Annotated in this window: 14 protein-coding genes; all 14 read left to right on the top strand. The window is 55.8% G+C overall.

Annotation, left to right across the window (positions count from 1 at the left end):
- The first annotated feature begins 291 nt into the window (after positions 1-291).
- The 14 genes from speA to ML541_RS09510 all read left to right on the top strand — a co-directional run bounded on the left by speA (position 292) and on the right by ML541_RS09510 (position 17,506).
- The gene (speA, locus tag ML541_RS09575; RefSeq protein WP_243372555.1) at positions 292-2,202 is read left to right on the top strand and encodes an arginine decarboxylase; all 1,911 of its coding nucleotides are present in this window, start codon (positions 292-294) and stop codon (positions 2,200-2,202) included.
- Positions 2,203-2,336: 134 nt separating this feature from the next.
- The gene (locus ML541_RS09570; RefSeq protein ID WP_243372554.1) at positions 2,337-3,515 is read left to right on the top strand and encodes an MFS transporter; all 1,179 of its coding nucleotides are present in this window, start codon (positions 2,337-2,339) and stop codon (positions 3,513-3,515) included.
- Positions 3,502-3,849, top strand: coding sequence for a hypothetical protein (locus ML541_RS09565; RefSeq protein WP_243372553.1), 348 nt, complete (start codon positions 3,502-3,504; stop codon positions 3,847-3,849). The genes ML541_RS09570 and ML541_RS09565 overlap by 14 nt, the downstream gene beginning before the upstream one ends.
- 165 nt (positions 3,850-4,014) lie before the next feature.
- Entirely contained in the window at positions 4,015-5,229 is a 1,215-nt protein-coding gene (locus tag ML541_RS09560; RefSeq protein WP_243372552.1) for a hypothetical protein, read from the top strand.
- A gap of 15 nt (positions 5,230-5,244) precedes the next feature.
- On the top strand, positions 5,245-5,946 hold the full coding sequence (locus ML541_RS09555) for a cytochrome C (RefSeq protein ID WP_243372551.1): 702 nt from the start codon (positions 5,245-5,247) through the stop codon (positions 5,944-5,946).
- A 28-nt stretch (positions 5,947-5,974) separates the two neighbouring features.
- Positions 5,975-7,771 carry a hypothetical protein gene (locus tag ML541_RS09550; protein WP_243372550.1) on the top strand — a complete coding sequence of 599 codons (1,797 nt, stop codon included), beginning with the start codon at positions 5,975-5,977 and terminating at the stop codon, positions 7,769-7,771.
- Positions 7,772-8,250: 479 nt separating this feature from the next.
- Positions 8,251-9,033 carry a DUF3108 domain-containing protein gene (locus tag ML541_RS09545; RefSeq protein WP_243372549.1) on the top strand — a complete coding sequence of 261 codons (783 nt, stop codon included), beginning with the start codon at positions 8,251-8,253 and terminating at the stop codon, positions 9,031-9,033.
- A gap of 295 nt (positions 9,034-9,328) precedes the next feature.
- Positions 9,329-10,555: a hypothetical protein gene (locus ML541_RS09540; protein WP_243372548.1), complete on the top strand. Its 1,227-nt coding sequence runs from the start codon at positions 9,329-9,331 to the stop codon at positions 10,553-10,555.
- Between the two features lie 16 nt (positions 10,556-10,571).
- Entirely contained in the window at positions 10,572-11,345 is a 774-nt protein-coding gene (locus ML541_RS09535; protein ID WP_243372547.1) for a cytochrome C, read from the top strand.
- 49 nt (positions 11,346-11,394) lie between these two features.
- Positions 11,395-13,650 carry a hypothetical protein gene (locus ML541_RS09530; RefSeq protein ID WP_243372546.1) on the top strand — a complete coding sequence of 752 codons (2,256 nt, stop codon included), beginning with the start codon at positions 11,395-11,397 and terminating at the stop codon, positions 13,648-13,650.
- Between the two features lie 98 nt (positions 13,651-13,748).
- Positions 13,749-14,321, top strand: coding sequence for a hypothetical protein (locus ML541_RS09525; protein WP_243372545.1), 573 nt, complete (start codon positions 13,749-13,751; stop codon positions 14,319-14,321).
- Between the two features lie 80 nt (positions 14,322-14,401).
- Positions 14,402-15,037, top strand: coding sequence for an O-methyltransferase (locus tag ML541_RS09520; protein WP_243372544.1), 636 nt, complete (start codon positions 14,402-14,404; stop codon positions 15,035-15,037).
- Between the two features lie 11 nt (positions 15,038-15,048).
- Positions 15,049-15,669 (top strand): DNA-3-methyladenine glycosylase, encoded by a 621-nt coding sequence (locus tag ML541_RS09515; protein WP_243372543.1) that lies wholly within the window; start codon positions 15,049-15,051, stop codon positions 15,667-15,669.
- A gap of 4 nt (positions 15,670-15,673) precedes the next feature.
- Positions 15,674-17,506: a glycoside hydrolase family 15 protein gene (locus tag ML541_RS09510; protein ID WP_243372542.1), complete on the top strand. Its 1,833-nt coding sequence runs from the start codon at positions 15,674-15,676 to the stop codon at positions 17,504-17,506.
- The last annotated feature ends 45 nt before the right edge of the window (positions 17,507-17,551 follow it).

Genomic DNA, 17,551 nt, shown 5'->3' with positions numbered 1-17,551 from the left:
GCGATACCTTCCGACCATCTCGACGCGTCCTCGGAAGCTCTCGTTGTGCGGCGTAGCGCTGCTACGCCTCCGCCGGAGCTTCCTGCGGGTGCGCCGACCTGGCCGAAATCTCTCGCCCCGGTTGTTGTAAAATGCTTTTTTCACTAGCAAGAAGTTGCAGCGGTGACAGATTTGCGATGATTCCGTTGGCTGTGACGAGGAAGGCCCGCAGGCGTAGCAGCGCTACGTCGAGGAGCCTGACGAGGAGCAGACGGCGGAAGGGCGCAAATATGGCGCCGCCCTGGAGGTAAGATGTCGGAGCGTTGGTCTATTAATGATAGTTCCAAAATCTACAACCTGGACAACTGGGGCGCGGATCTTTTTTCAATCAACAAGAAGGGGAACATCTGCGTTCACCCGTCGTCCAGCTCCAAGAGCTCGATCGATCTGCGGGTGCTGGTGGATGACCTGATCAAGCGAAAGATCAAGCCTCCCATCCTGCTCCGCTTCATGGATGTTCTCCAGGGGCGCATTGCCAGTATCAACCGCGCATTCAGAGGCGCCATCTCGGAAAACGACTATCCTGCAAAGTACCAAACGTTCTTTCCCATTAAGGTGAACCAGCAGCGCCAGGTGGTGGAGGCGATCGCCGGTTACGGCAAGCGATACAACATCGGCCTCGAAGTGGGTTCCAAGCCGGAGCTTGTGGCTGGCATCGGTATTTCCAGTGGCAACAACCTGCCCATCATCTGCAATGGCTACAAGGACAGCGAATATATCGAGACAGTGCTCTATGCCACCGCCATCGGCTACGACATCACCCTGGTTATCGAAAAGCTCTTTGAACTGGAGAAGGTTATCGAGCTGGTGAAGAAGACTGGCATTCAGCCCAGGCTGGGCATCCGCGTCAAACTCTCCTCCAAGGGAACCGGCAAATGGGCCACTTCAGGTGGAGAAGACGCCAAATTCGGCCTGCGCATGTCGGAAATCATTGCCGCCATCGACCTTCTGGAAGAGAACGGTCTCATCGGCCAGGTCAAGCTGATCCATTTCCATATCGGTTCCCAGATCACCAAGATCGACAAGATAAAGACGGCCCTTATCGAAGGGGCGCGGGTCTATACGGAACTGCGCAAGATGGGGGTTGGAGTCGAGTACGTGGATATCGGCGGCGGTCTCGGGGTGGATTACGACGGCTCCAAGTCCAGCTACTTTTCCAGCGTCAACTATTCGGTGGAGGAATATGCCAACGACGTCATCTACCAGATCAAGAACATCTGCGATGACGCCGGGGTAGAGTGCCCCAACATCATTTCCGAGTCGGGACGGGCGACCGTCGCCCATTACTCGGTGCTGGTGACCAACGTCCTCAATACCAACACCCAGCAACTGACCCCCGATTTCGAAGAGGAACTGGCGGCTGCGGAAAAGCTGGCGCCGACGGTCAAGAAGCTGGTGGACATCCACAAGAGCATCGACCGCTACAGCCTGCGGGAAGACTACCACGACACCCTGCAGCTGATCCAGGAGGCGGTGAGCCTCTTCAACCTGGGCTACCTGACCCTCAACGAGCGGGCCATGGCCGAATGGCTCTACGGCAAGATCATCCGCAAAATCAACAGTATCGTCGAGAAGATCAAGCCGATCCCCGAGGAACTGCAGAATTTCCAGCTGGCTCTGCGCCAGACCTATTTTGCCAACTTTTCCCTCTTCCAGTCCATTCCCGACTCCTGGGCCATCGACCAGCTCTTTCCCATTGTGCCGATCCAGCGCCTGAACCAGAAGCCGGACGTTATTGCCTCCATCGCCGACATCACCTGCGATTCCGATGGGGAAATCACCAGCTTCGTCGGTGAGAACGGCCGGACGAAATTCCTCCCCCTGCACAAGATCCGCAAGGACGAGGATTACTACATCGGCTTCTTCCTCATCGGCGCCTACCAGGAGATCCTGGGGGACATGCATAACCTCTTCGGCGACACCAACGCCGTGCACATCACCTTCAACAAGAAGACCGGCTACATGATCGACACGGTCATCAACGGCGACGTCTGCTGGGAGAGCCTCAAATACGTGCAGTACAAGGGGCCGGAGATCCTCAAGTGCGTCAGGGAACACCTGGAGAAGGGGGTCGCCCAGCGCAAGGTCTCCATCGAGGAGAGCAGCCATTTCATCGAGCTGTTGGACAAAACACTGTTGGGCTATACTTATCTGGGAGAATAGCCACACCCGCAAAGGCCTTAGTCAAGCAGCCACCAATGGCACGAATGGACACGAATAAAAATCAATAGATCGGTTTTGAATTTTAATTCGTGAAAATTCGTGACATTCGTGGTTAAAGGGTTCTTGGAGGTTCCGTGTTCCGCGGCATTACCGGCAACGTCCTCATCCTCGGCGTCGTCAGTTTTCTGACTGACGTCTCCAGTGAAATGATATATCCGCTGCTGCCGCTGTTTCTCACCACCGTTCTCGGTGGCGGCCCCGCCTTCCTCGGCGTCATCGAAGGGGTGGCGGAGTCTACAGCCTCTTTTCTCAAGCTTTTCTCCGGCATTGTCTCCGACCGGACAAAAAACCGGCAGCGGCTCGTCTTCTGGGGCTATACCATGTCCTCCCTGGCCCGTCCGCTTATGGCCGCCGCTGCATCTCCTGCGGCAGTTCTCTTCATCCGCTTTGCCGACCGCATCGGAAAAGGGATTAGGACCTCACCCCGGGACGCCCTCATCGGCGATTCGGTCGATCCCTCCCTGCGCGGCAAGGCCTTTGGCTTTCACCGCTCCATGGACCATGCCGGTGCCGTCATCGGCCCGCTGGTTGCGACTTTTCTCCTGGCTTACCTGACGAAAGATCTGCGGACGGTTTTCTGGCTTGCGGCCGTGCCGGGGCTGCTGGCGGTGCTTTTGATCCTGATGCGGGTCAGGGAAGTGCCCCGTACCAGAAAAGAAAGCGCCGGCGATTTCCTCAGGGCTGCTCCCAAGGGAACGCTTCGCACCTACCTTCTCATCCTCTTCCTTTTTACTCTGGGCAACTCTTCCGATGCGTTTCTCCTGCTCAAGGCCGGCCAGCTAGGTGTCACTCCGGCGCGTATACCCCTGCTCTGGACCTTTTTCCATGTCATAAAAATGGCCTCTTCCATGCCCTTCGGTGCCCTTTCTGACCGGGTTGGCCGCCGCGGCATAATTCTATGTGGCTGGTGCATCTATGCTCTGACCTATTTGGGCTTTGCCCTGGCAGCGAACGAACTGCAGGTGTGGCTCCTCTTCGCCTTCTACGGGCTTTTCTACGGGCTAACGGAAGGGGTCGAAAAAGCCCTCCTGATGGACATCGCCCCGGTGAGCGAACGTGGTACGGCCTTTGGCTGGTACAATTTTGCAGTCGGCGCCGGCGCGCTCCCAGCAAGTCTCCTCTTCGGTTTTGTCTGGCAGTCGGCCGGGGCAGGGGCGGCGTTTGCCTTCGGTGCCGGACTTGCCGCCGTTGCCGCTCTGCTCATGTTTTTTCTCATAACTGCCGGAAGCAGCCGGCCAGGTGACACCTGCTGATGCTGCTATTCCGGTTTCCCCCTGTTCTGTTCTCATTCCTGCCTTTGAAATAAATCCATCGCAGGGCAAAAATGCCCTCCTCGAAAAAAAGCCTCAAGTTTTATACCCTACCTGTCGAGTAGGTAACGGTGTATCCAATCGGCCTGATTCCGTTAAAACCCCGTGTCTGTCCGGCCATCTCTGTCAACTTCATGACGTCAGTATGTTGACTAGCGACAAGGTCAGGAAAGCCGATTTGTTCTTTAGTGAGCTGCTTTTATTAATTATTCGGAAAATCGCCAGCCTAACTGTGCAGTACATCTGCGGGATCAAATACGAGTTAAAAAATGAGTAGTTATATTCTGTTAATGCAAAATGGCAAGGTTTATGCTGTTATACCCCTAATTAAAAAGCCATTTTACATTACAGGCAATATATAGAACCATGGGGAGGTGATCCTTAGCCGAAAGCAGCTTGTTATGTTTCAGATGTATTAACGTAAGGAAAGGAGGTTCAATTAATGGGGATTAAAGGGTTACTACGAATGCTTCTGTTCGGTTCCCTGCTGTGTGCTTCAACAGGTATGGCGGCAGAGATTCACGGCAGAAGTTCCACCCAGTTTCTCTCGTACAACAATGAGTTGCTGGATGACCATCGTCAGATCGAGTTGAACGAGTATCTGCGATTTTCCATTACCAACATCGACAAGGCCGGCAAGTTCTCCATCACCGGCTACGGCAGGGCCTCGCAGGACTTCACCAATGGAGAAGGCCTGAATGGCCGTCTTTACTACCTGTATGGCGAATACCGCGACCTCTTCGACAAGGCGGACATCAGGATCGGCCGTCAGTTCGTCAATCTTGCCGCAGGAAGCGCCATTATCGACGGTGGTCAGGTGGACATCAAAAACATCGGCCCTGTAGGTTTCACCATCCTGGGAGGCCGTGATGTCCAATTCGGTCTCAACGGTGAAATCGGCGATGCCTCCAACACCGTCCTCGGTATGGGAGCTTATCTGGCCGGCTTCAAGAACACCGATGCCGAAGTGAGCTGGTTTCGCAAATTTGATCAGGGGGACATCGCCAGAGACATCCTGGGCCTGTCCGGCAAGCAGTACCTGTTCAACAATGTCAAGGTTTACGGTAATGCCCGGTACGACCTCACCGCCGAAACCTTCAACGAGGTGCAGGGCGGCTTGAAGTATTTCCCGCTCTCAAACCTGATCTTCACCGGCGAATACTACCAGAGCTATGCCACCTTCGACACCACCTCTTTCTACTCCGTCTTTGCCGTGGATAAATATCGTGAAGGTCTCTTTCGCGTTGACTACACCTTCAACGATATGGTTTCGGTCAATGGCGGCTACAACCGTCAGTTCTACGGCGAAGGCGCACATGCCAACGTCTACCACGTGGGTCTTTCCCTGCGCCCCATCGAACCGCTCCGGTTCAATGTGGAATACGACAACCGCAACGGCTACTACGGCAGCACCAACGGTGCTATCATCGATGCTGCTTACGACGTCAACAAGGTTGCCCAGGTTGCCGGTGGTATCACCTACGACGTCTACCAGAGAGATTCCTTGACCGGAGATGAAATTGCCCGTCGTTACTGGTTGGGCGGGAAATACAAAATTGCCAAAAATATGGCGGTCTCCGGCCGTATTCAAGATGATGTCAATGCCCGTTTCAGCACAAACGTTTCCGGGCGCGTGACGTTCGATTACGATTTCTAGAAAGGAGGTGCCACTGTGAAAAAAGTGTTGTTTATCTGCATTCTTCTGCTGATGTCTGCCCTCTATGTACAGCAGGCGACGGCCCAGAAGCAGCCGCACAAGGAATATGCCGGTTCCAAGCTTTCCGAGTGTGCCGATTGCCACAAGGCTGAAGGCATAGCCCCCAATCACGATGGTGACTGGGTACGCAGCCACCGCACGTTGGCAAGCAAGGCCGGCAACAATTGCGCCCAATGCCACGATCAGTCTTACTGTCTTGATTGCCACCAGGGGGGCGGCATAAATGCCGACCTGACTGTGGACACCTTCGGGCGGGATTACGTTCCCAAAAGCCATCGCAGCGACTTCGTCAACATCCATCCCATCAAGGCACTGGATAACCCCCAGACCTGCTACCGCTGCCATGACCAGAAATACTGCACCGCCTGTCATGACCGCTTCCCCAAGGGCAAGATGCGCATCAAATCGCACCTGATGTCTGGCGACACCCAGAAAATCAACAGTGTGGCCTTCGGTGAGCATCCTGCCGAAGCACGTCGCAACCTGCAGGCCTGCCAGTCCTGCCATCCCGATGGGGATGTCTGCATTCAGTGCCACAGCGCCAAACCTGGTGGAGCCAATCCGCACCCGAGGAACTGGGGCAGCATCAAAAACAACTACAAGGACAAAGCAGGTAACAAGGTCTGTACGAAGTGCCACTTGCCCGGGACCTATTGATAGTTAAATAAACCAAGGAGGAAACAGCATGAGTAGAAACATCTTTCGTTATTCAACCGTAATTGCTTCACTCCTCGCGACCGCGCTTTTTGCAGGCTGCGGATCAAGCAACAAGGAAGGTTCGGCATCCAGCTTGGCCAACGTGGCAAAAGTGGATGAAGCTTCCTGCAGGGTTTGCCACTCAACCTCAGTTGAGCCTGTTACCGGCGACAACATTCTTCAAGACTACTTGGGTTCTATCCACAACTTGAACACTTTCCACAAGGTAGGTTGCCAGGATTGCCACGGTGGTGGCGCACAGCATAACGGCGTCGGACCGATCCCCTATACCAATCCCGATGCTTCAGGCAAGTGCTTCGAGTGCCACCAAAAATATCTGCCTAAAGCACATTTTGCCGTTTATACAGCGGCTACCCATCCAGCTCAATACGTAAGCAGCCTTTACCAGAATTCTTGCACCAGCTGCCATGATCCCCATAAAGCTGATAAAGGCATTACACCGCAGCACGGTGAATGGGCTGAGTCGGCCCATGGTGATGTTAACGGCGCAGCCTGGATGGACGAGGATTTCAAAGAAAATACAGGCTGCATCCGTTGTCACACCGCAACCGGCTACAAGAACTACATCACCTCCGGCTGGAAGCTGGCGACAACGACCTTTGCCACTGCAGGTGACAAGACCTATCAGGTCCTGACCTGCGATGCTTGCCACAGCAACTACAACTTCAAGAACAGCGTCCGCGCTGCCAAGCAGTACGTTGCTCCTTACAACAGCGGCAAAAGCCCGGCTACATTCCCAGATGTTGGGAACTCAAATATCTGTATCTCCTGCCACAGTGGCCGCGAAAGTGGGGCAACAGTCCTTGCAGTCACCGATACTGCTATTAGCAATACCAGCTTCAAAAACCCTCACTACCTTGCAGCCGCTGCTACCATGTATGCAAAAGGTGGTTTCACTGCCTTTGTAGATGATCCGGCTAACACCCTCAGCGGCACTGTGGGTAAGGACACCAGTGGCGTTACCAGGGAATTCAAGTATACTGAATCACTGACCACTACCGAAGATGGCGGCCAGCTTGGCAGCACCCACCGCAAATTCGGCACCTCAGCCATTATCGGCGATCACGGTATTACTTCTGGCGACACCAACATGACCACCAGCGGACCATGCATCGTATGCCACCTGAACAAAGGTGGGGCAAATGGAGCAGCCCACACTCTCAAGATCGACATCTATGCCGGTGACCAGGTCTGTAAAAAATGCCATGCTGCTGAAATCACCACAGATGGTACTACTGCAACCAATACCGATGCCACCAAGCTGGCCACTTTCCTTGAAGAGCAGCATGCAATCCTTGGTGAGGCTATCGGACTTGCCAGCAAAATACTTAAGGACACCTACAAGATCACCTTTAATCCTGACGCCTACCCATACTTCTATGATGACCAGCTTGGGTTGGATGCCAGTGGCAAGCCCCAGGCAGTCAAAGATTGGACACGGAGCAAAGTACTCTCCACTGCGTTGTCTGCCAAAGATGCAAAGCGGCTGATGGGTGCTTGCTTCAACATTCAACTGCTGACCAAGGACGAGGCATCCTACGCCCACGCACGTACTTATAGCCGCCGGCTGGCCTATGATACCATCGATTTCCTGGATAACAACGCGATGGACCGCTCGGTTAGCGTGACTGCAACCACGCTTCAGCCGACAATTTTCGTTAAAGGAACGTCTGCAGACACAGCAACTGGTACTACCGACGCGATGCTCTTTTTGTTAGGCTACGACAGAAAGGCCAAGACCTGGAACAGTCCAGAGCGTCCATAAATCTGTCTGTATTTAAGGCTCTACCTGCCCCGCCTCGAAAGAGGCGGGGCTTTTTTTACACGAGCGTACTAAGCACAAAAAGATTGAGATTTCACTTGCAAGCCTGTCTTTCATCTGTAACAACAATAGTAGCCATGTTCAGCCAATCTTACCCTCATAGCGGGTTTCGCCTTGCTTTAGCCCTGTCGACTGTAATTCACATCTTGCTGCTCTTTCCCCTGGCAAAGTATGGCAGCTATCATTTTGCGAGCCCGGTTAGCCTGCTGCAGGCGGTGATGGTGGATCTTTCTGTCACGGAAGTTAGAACTCTGCCCGTTCCGCTAACGGCGCAGAAACCGCTCTCAAAGCCCGTGCAAAAAACAGCTTTCAAAAGGCGACCTGTTGCACCTTCACCCGCCGTTTCTACTGGCACAGCTCATGATCCCGGCCCTCAAGAGCCTGCGCCCCTTCCAACTGCGAAAGCTGCCGGCGCCCCTTCAGTGCCTGCCGAAGTAAAGGCTCAGGTTTCATCGCCATTGCCGGACGTTCCTCCCCCCCTGCGGACTGCCGTCGAATTTACCTCTACCAAACGTGAACAGCTGAACTACCGGATCAGCCTCCTGGGCATGCCCATCGGCACTGCCGAACTGCAGGCGAAGAACGACAAAGGTGAGATCAACATCTCCCTCAAGGTCAAATCGACACCCGCCATATCTGCGATTTACCCGGTGGATGACCTGATTGAGACCCGCCACATTGCCGGCAACTTCATCATCACCAAGATCAGGCAGCAGGAAGGGAGCTTCAGGAGCCACCGGGGCTTCACCATCTTTCTCCGCGACCGGAGCGTCTTCTGGATGGATCTCCTGCGCAACCGCAGCAGCAGGGAGGCCATCCCCAATTCCCAAGTGCTCGACCTCATGTCGGCGTTTTACTATCTGCGAAACCGGCCGCTCCAGGTCGGCACCACGGAAGCGCTTCATGTCTATGACAGCGACACCTACACACAGGTTCCGGTGGAGATCCTCCGCCGCGAGCCGATATCCCTCCCAGCGTTCAGACAGGCCGACACCATAGTGTTGAAGCCCAACCTGAAGACAGACGGCATCTTCAAGAGAACCGGCGACGTGACCATTTGGCTCACCGACGACGCATATCACGTGCCGGTCCGTCTCGAAACGAGCATCCCCCTGGGCAAGATCACTGCCGAGCTGGTTTCGTCCCAGGTGGACAAGCTGGAACCTGCCACACCCGCACCTCCCGCCACACCCCAAAAACAATAACCCCCTGAGCACGCAAGGTCTTTTCCACGCCTTAATTCACCGTCTTATTCGTGTCCATTCGTGGCTACAGCTTGACTTGAAGCTTTATTAGCCACGAATTTTCACGAATCTGCACGAATGTTAACAGGAAAACCAAAAACTGATTAATACGCTTAACAGCAGATTGCCCTGCTCGAAAAATAATTTTCCGCGAGCAGTGGCATAAAGGCCAAAGGATGGTAAATTTGTACAAGTAAATTAATTATAACTAATTAAATATCGGCGTTTACATATACTGGAAAGGAGGGTTCACTGAATGGGCTACAAAAGGGTCTGGTATTGGTTGTTGCTGGTCTTTCTGTTGAGCGGGACAAGCAGCTGGGCAGCGGATATACATGGCCGCAGTTCTACTCAGGTGCTCTGGTTCAATGACTTCTACAATGGTCGCCAGATAGAAGCAGCCGAGTATCTTCGACTTGCAGCAGCAAAGCTGACCAGTGACGGCAAATTCTCCATTTACGGCTATGGGCGCGGGACCCAGGACTTTACCAATGGTGAGGGGCTGAACGGCCGCCTCTACTTCCTCTATGGCGATTACCGGGATCTGCTCAACACCTTCGACATAAAGGTCGGCCGTCAGTTCGTCAATCTTTCGGCAGGAACCACCATTATCGACGGTGGCGAACTGATCGTGAAAAACATCGGACCCATAGGCCTGACGGCCCTGGGTGGGCGCGATGTGATCTTCGGTATCGACGGCGAGTTGGGGCATGCGGGCAATTATGCCTTCGGTGCTGCGGCTTACCTGAACGGCCTGAGAAAGACGGATCTGGACGTAAGCTGGCTTCGCAAATGGGACTCGGGAGATGTTTCCCGGGACATCATGGGAGCCTCCTTCAAACAGTACCTGCTGGACCGGGTAAAGCTCTACGGCAATGCCCGCTATGACATTACTGCCGAGGTCTTCAACGAAGCCCTCGCCGGCGTCAAATATTTTCCCACCGCCAACCTGGTCTTCACCGGCGAATGGTTCCAGAGTTATCCTACCTTCGATACAACCGATATTTTCTCCGTCTTTGCCGCCGATCGTTACCAGGAAGGGGTACTGCGGGCCGATTACACGGTCAACCGTTTCCTGTCGGTCTATGGAGGCTATACCCGTGAAGAATTCGGCGACGGCGCCAGTGCCAACGTTATTGAAGCGGGGGTCAACCTGCGGCCGCTCACCGATCTGCAGCTGACCTTCGAGTATGACCGCCGGGTCGGCATCGGCAGCGATGACAGCAGCCTGGATGGGGGCCTTTTCGAAGCTGCCTGGGACATGACCAAGGTCTTTCAGCTATCGGGCGGCCTGACTGTGGATGCCTATGACCGGGAGATATTCATGAGCTCCACGGGCAAGCAGGTCGCGCAGAAATACTGGCTCGGCAGCAGGCTGAAGGTGGCCAACAACCTGTCTGCCTCGCTGCGCATCGAAGACGACATCAATGTGACCTACAACAACAACGTCCAGGGACGTTTCATCTTTAATTACGATTTCTAGAAAGGGGGGTACGGCGGTGAAAAACTGGCTTTTCGTTTTTCTGTTCATTTCCCTGCCAGTTGTCTATGTGCAGCAGGCAGTGGCCCAGAAGCAGACGCACCGGGATTATGCCTCCATGAAAATCGCCGAGTGCAACGACTGTCATAAGAACGAGGGAATCGCCCTCAACCATGATGCCGATTGGTTGCGGGGGCACCGGCTATTGGCCCAGCGGGGCAGCTCCAATTGCGGCCAGTGCCATGATCAGTCCTATTGTCTCGATTGCCATACGGGTGGAGGCATCAATGCCGATCTGTCCACCCAGAACTACCGGCGCGACTATATCCCCAAAAGCCACAAAAGCGACTGGATAGAGATCCACCCCATCAAGGCCCAGGACAATCCCCAGTCCTGCACCCGTTGCCACGACCAAAAGAACTGCCAGCAGTGCCACGACCGGTTCAGGCCGACCGACCTGCAGTTCCAGTCACACCGGCGACAGTTTCGGGACATCAAGCTGAGCGACATCGGCCCCAATCATTCCATCTTCACTGCCGCCCAATGCCCCACCTGTCACAGTGGCGGAATTCTGCCTAGCCATCAATGGTCATCCGATCACGCATCGGAGGCGCGGCGCAACCTGCAGTCCTGCGGCACCTGCCACAGTGACGGCGACGTCTGCATGACCTGCCACAGTGCACGGACCGGCCTCAGGGTTAATCCCCATCCCCGCAACTGGAACGATGTAAAGGGCAACTACAGGGATAAGAGCAGCGGCAGGACCTGTATCCGCTGCCATGACAGATTTTAGGTTTCACCATAACTGAAAAAGCAAACACTTCGGAAAGGAGGAAACATCAATGGGCAGAAGCAACGGTTTACGCTTCATGATTGCGGCTTTCCTGGTGTCCGGCCTCGTTACGGGCTGCGGCTCGTCGAAAAAGGAAGGCGCCGGGCAGGGCCAGCCTGCAACTGCAACCAAGGTCGGTTCTGAAAGCTGCACCAATACTTGTCACAGTACCACGAAGGATATTACCGGCAATGTCATCGCCCAGACCTGGGCGAACACCACCCACACCACCGTCCAGGGTGTGCAGTGCGAGGATTGTCACGGCGGTGGCAGCCTCCATTGGGGTGTGGGGCCCATGCCCTTCCCCATTCCACAGGCCGAGCAGTGCAGTCAGGCCAAATGCCATGCTTCTTTCCTCTCCGGCTTCAACCAGACCGCCCATGCCAACACCCATGCCCAAGGGACACCTTTCGGGCCGGACAAGTTTTTCTTCCAGGGGGATCCCGGCAGCGGCCAGGCAGACCTGAGACTGCGAAACGGAAAGGACGTCCAGGAGGTGACCCCGGATGGGAAGCCGGTGAACAAGTCCCAGCACATCGTCGAGTGCTCGGTCTGCCATAATCCGAATCAGCGCTTCGTCGCCTACAGCACCAATCTTTTCAGGCCCTCCCAAAGGGTATTCCCCAGCGATACCGGAAACAACCAGAGCGAAGAAAGCACCAACTTCCGAGACCGCTATATCAATCCGGCCGTCTCCTGTGCCGGCTGTCACGATGCCCACCAGCCCCAGCAGATGGTGAAGATCCCCCAGCGCAGCACTCCGGTCGGCTATCCGATCTATCGCCGCTACAGCACCCATGAGCTGGGGGCTTTCCGGGGGGCCGTCGTACCGGAAGGAACGGCACCGAACAGCACACTTACTCCTACTGTTTCGGCAACAAAGAAAGAGATAAACCCGGAGCTTATCTGCGCGGCTTGCCACACCGTGAGTAAGTATAAATTCTCCAACCTCTCCACCCATCAGAATAATGTTTATCCTCAGTGGAGCAATTCCGCCCATGCGGAGCACAACGATCCTGCCTGGGCAGAATTTTCGGCAAGTCCGACCTCTTATATCAACCCAAACACAGGCCTCAATTATACCCCTGCGGATACAGGACATCAGACCATCTATCCCTTTGACATGGCATTGAAGGCATCAGGGGCCACTGCGACGGCAACGCAGAATGCAGCCGTGCCCAGTGGGACAAGATTTAATGACAACTTCCCATGCTTCAAGTGCCACAACGGTATCGGCTCCACCGCCTGGCAGCAGAATATCCAGGGAACGCCGGCGGCACCGGTGATCTTCGGCGATGTGACCGCCACCTGCATTACTTGTCATGATCCGCACCAGAATGGAACCTTTGCCAACGGTGCCCAAACCACGAATAATGTCAATGTGCCGGTGGCCATGACCAATTATTCCACCGCGGCCGTTAAGATCTTCGGCAACGTCTTTCTGGACAACCAGCCGGTGCCCCAGAACAACGCCAACGCGACCATCTGCATTTTCTGCCACCAGGGCCGGGAGAGCGGTTTCACCCTCTATCGTACGAAGCTGGCACCGGGTAAACCGGTCGCAGGTCTTCCTTTCTTAAATCCGCACTACCTGGGAACGGCTGCAATGCTTTGGGGCGCAAACGGCTATGAATATGCTGGCAAATCCTACAGCTTTAATACAGCTCACCAGGCGGCCAATTGCACAACCTGCCACATGGCCAATCCCACTCCCGACAACCTTGCCGGGGGGCATACCTGGGAACGAAACGTGGCAACCTGCAATGTCGCATCCTGTCATGGCGGGTTCGGCCCAATTCCCGCAGTTGCCGGTACGGTGACTCCTGATTTAAGTACATACCGTGCGACCTTCGACACAAACAATTACTCCGGTGATGCTAACGGCGCCACCCAAGGTATTGCCGATGCAATTCGGTCGTTGCAGCAGCGGCTGATAGGCTTACTGGCGGCCCAGGCGACACCTATTTTCTACAATGACCTGAAATATCCATATTTCTTTGCCGATTCGGCCTCAACCAACAGCTTTACCGCGTGGACCCCGGCAACCTACAAAGCAGCATTCAATCTTTCCTTTGTGGTCAAGGGACTTCCCTCGGGGGCAACCTCACAGGCCAATGTGCCAAACGGTTCTGCTGCTGCACATGACTACAAATACTGCATACAGCTGCTGCAAGATTCAATCACAGATTTGAGTGGCGCCCCGATTCCCGGCGCATTCAGGCCGGCAGACGTGCGACCGGCAACGGTCTACGGCCCCGGCCAGTAGCTTTTTCCAGACGAAGCAAAGCAAAAAGCCTCGAAGTTTCTTCGGGGCTTTTTGTTTTGCCGGGACACAAAGCCAGCAGGTTTTGCTATAGTGGAATCATGTTCGGTATCATTGCCTTCATAGCCGCGATGTTGGCGACATCGCCCGCCGCCGCCTTGGACCTGGGCGCCTCGAAACTTTCGGAAAGCCTGGTGGTGCGTAAATTCTTCGATCTGGACCGCTATCTCTTGGCGGTGACGGAGAAATACCGGGTCCAGCAAGACTACAGTCTGCAACCACAGGTGGGGCTCGGGTATGTGGCCAGGGAGCGGGAATCGGGGGTCGGGTTTGATCAATCGCTTCACAAGATACAGGCCCATGCGGGTGGAAGGCTCGATCTGGACCGCCGCTTCTATTTTTCAGCTGCCGCCAAGCTCCCCATCTATACCTATGGGCTGACCGACACCCGGCTCGGTCTCTTTTCCTCGCAGATGCCGACTGCCGTACATCGTTACGATTTCACCCATCTTTCTTCATCCAACCTGCTCTGGACCGGCGAAGTGGGCGTTCGCCTAGGTCTCGGCGCAGAGATGACCATCTATTACGACCAAAATGCCTTCGATTTCTACCAATCGGGGCGGTCCCTCTCCGAGGAACGCTTCGGAACGCGCATCATCTTCAGATTCAAATAGACCTGCACTCTTCCCGCGGCTTGTAGAGCGCGCCTTCCCTGTTATAATTCAGTGAATAACACTAATGCCGAGGTCATGTCATGATTGAGATCACCGATCCCCGTATCGACGCATACCTCATGAATCTCACCCAACAGGACGATTCCCTGCTGCTGGAAATGGAAAAGAAGGCAAAGGCAGCGGACTTTCCCATCGTCGAGCGTCTGGTGGGAAGGCTTCTCTACCTTCTCACCCGCCTGAAGCAGCCGCAGCTTGTCGTCGAGATGGGCTCTGGTTTTGGATATTCCTCATACTGGTTTGCCAGAGCGTTGAGCCTCCGCGGCAAGATCGTGCTAATCGACCGGGAGGCGCAGCATATCGCCCACGCCCGCAAGGTGTTCAGCGATGCCGACCTCTTCGACCGGGCCGAATTCCGGGTGGGGGACGCCCTGCAGATCGCCCGGGAATACCAGGGAATAGACCTGCTCTTCATGGATCTGGACAAGCATCAGTATCTGGACGCCATCACTGCCGTCACTCCCCTGCTGGCCAAAAATGCCCTGGTTATTGCCGATAACACCCTCTGGCACGGCAACGTTGCCGAAGTGGTGCAGGACCGGGACACCGAAGCTATTGATAGATTCAACCGCCATATGTTCACTAGCAAGGACTTCTTTACTTCTATAGTGCCCCTGCGGGATGGGGTCCTCCTTGCCTACAAACTGACGGAAACCTGATCCGTCACGTCATGGGCCTCCATATCCGTCCGTTGAAGCGTGAGGAGCTGCCTTCCGAGACCCAGGCCATGGCCCGGTTTCTCATCGGCCGGACGCTGGTGGTGGAGCAGGGGGGCGTGCGGCTCAGTGGTCGGATTGTGGAAACGGAAGCCTATCCACCCGGAGATGCTGCGGGGAGGGCCTTCAGCGGAAAGAGCGCGGCAAACGAATCCCTTTACCTGGATTACGGCCATGCCTTTGTCTACCTCATTTACGGTCTTTATCATATGCTGAATGTGGTCAGCGAGCCGGCTGGTATCGGGGCAGCCGTACTCCTGCGCTCGCTGGAACCGCTGGAGGGCATCCGGCTCATGGAAGAGCGCAGGGGCACCGATCGCCTTCGCGATCTGGCGCGGGGACCGGGCAGACTGGCGGCAGCTCTGGGCATCGACCGACGTTACGACGGCATCGATCTCTTCAGTGATAAGAGCCTGTGGCTCGGGAGGGAAACTGGGCCAGTGGGTGAGATCACCGTCAGCACCCGTATCGGCATCACCCGGGAGGCCTACCGGCTGTGGCGGTACTATGAGGCGGGGAATCCTTTCGTCAGCGGGCCTCGCAGCAGTGGACTCCATCCCCGATACCGAGAGTAGAACCATGAAGAGGCGAAAACGGAACGATGGGGATGATCGCTACCCTCCCATAGCAGACTACGGTTTTCTTTCCGACTGCCATTCATCCGCCCTGGTTTCCAGGGATGGCTCCATCGACTGGTGTTGCATGCCGCGCCTGGACTCCGGGAGCATCTTCGGCCGTATCCTAGACTGGGAAAACGGGGGCTATTGCAGGATAGCCCCGGCTGCCTACCGGGTTGAACGGCGCTATCTTCCCGGAACCCTGGTGCTGGAAACCCGCTTCCTGACAGAAGGAGGAGAAGCGACAGTCACGGATTGCTTCCCCATGTGCCGCGGCGGGCGTTCAAAGCCATATCAGCAAATCCTGCGCCTGATTGAAGGGTGCAGCGGCGAAGTTACGTTTGCCATCGAGGTTCTCCCCCGTTTCCATCTGGGCAGCATCCTGCCGTGGATAGTCGAGAAAGACGGCTACTTTGCTGCCTTCGGCGGCAGCAACGGTCTGCACATCTCCGGTGATATCTCCCTGAAAATACGAAACCGGCACGACCTGGTCGGCAGCATCACTGTAGGGGCTGGTCAGCGCTATCACCTGTCCATTATGTTCAGACGCCCCGAAGTCTTGGACGGTGAGCGGATAGCCCCCCCGACGGTGGGGGAGCTGGACCGTCGCCTGGTGGAGACCATTACCTGGTGGCGCGACTGGAGTGCCCGGGGGAGAACGGTGTCCAGCGGCGGCGAACTGGTGCAGCGTTCGGCCATTGTCCTCAAGGGACTGTCAAATGCCCCCACTGGAGCCATTGCCGCTGCGGCAACCACCTCCCTGCCCGAATCCATCGGCGGCATCCGCAACTGGGATTATCGCTGCACCTGGGTGCGGGACTCGGTCTTTTCAATCCGTTCTCTCGCCGAACTGGGGCACCTGAAGGAGGCGGACGGCTTTCGACGCTTCGTGGAACGGAGCGCAGCCGGCAGCGCCGACGAACTCCAGGTTCTATTCGGCGTTGGTGGCGAGCGACTTCTCCATGAACGGGATCTTCACGGTGTCGCCGGCTATCGTGCCTCGCGGCCCGTTCGCATAGGCAATGCCGCCGCGTATCAAAAGCAGCATGATATGTATGGCGAGCTTTTGGACAGCGCCTGGCGGTGGCACCTGAGTGGCCAGTCACCCGATGACGATTACTGGCAATTCCTGTTGCAGATAGCCGACCGAGCCGTTCGCAACTGGCATAAGCCGGACCGGGGCATCTGGGAGGTGCGGGGGGAGTCGCAGCATTTTGTTCACTCCAAGGTCATGTGCTGGCTTGCCGTCGATCGTGCCATCTCGCTAGCCCGCGACTTAGAGCGCCCGGCGCCGGTGCCGGCCTGGGAGAAAGCCCGCGATCGGATCAGGAACGATGTCATGACCCATGGCTACGACCGCAGGAGAGGTGTTTTCATCCGTGCCTATGGGAGCCATGCCATGGATGCGGCGTTGCTTCTTCTCCCCATGGCCGGTTTTGTTGCCTACGATGATCCGATCATGGTCAGGACGGTGGATGCCGTGTGCGCCGAATTAGGGGAGGATGGCCTGCTGCTGCGGTATCCGCGGGGGATAGACCGGCTGCCGGGACTGGAGGGGATCTTTATGCCCTGCTCTTTCTGGTTGGCGGAATGCCTGGCGCGGCAAGGGCGACTTGACGAAGCCAGACTGGCATTTGCCCGGGCGGCAGCCGCCGGCAACGACCTGGGGCTTTTCTCCGAAGAGTATGACGTTGCGGCAGGAGAGATGCTCGGCAACTTTCCCCAGGGACTCACCCACCTTTCTCTGATCATGGCGGCGGTGGCACTGGAGGATATGGAGGGAAAAGAGGGATGATGGAAGCCTCATGATAGGAACGGGAAAAGCCGCGGATCGGAGGGT

This window comes from Geotalea sp. SG265, from assembly GCF_022808985.1.
Taxonomy (GTDB): domain Bacteria; phylum Desulfobacterota; class Desulfuromonadia; order Geobacterales; family Geobacteraceae; genus Geotalea.
This window is presented reverse-complemented; position numbering and strand designations above follow the sequence as displayed.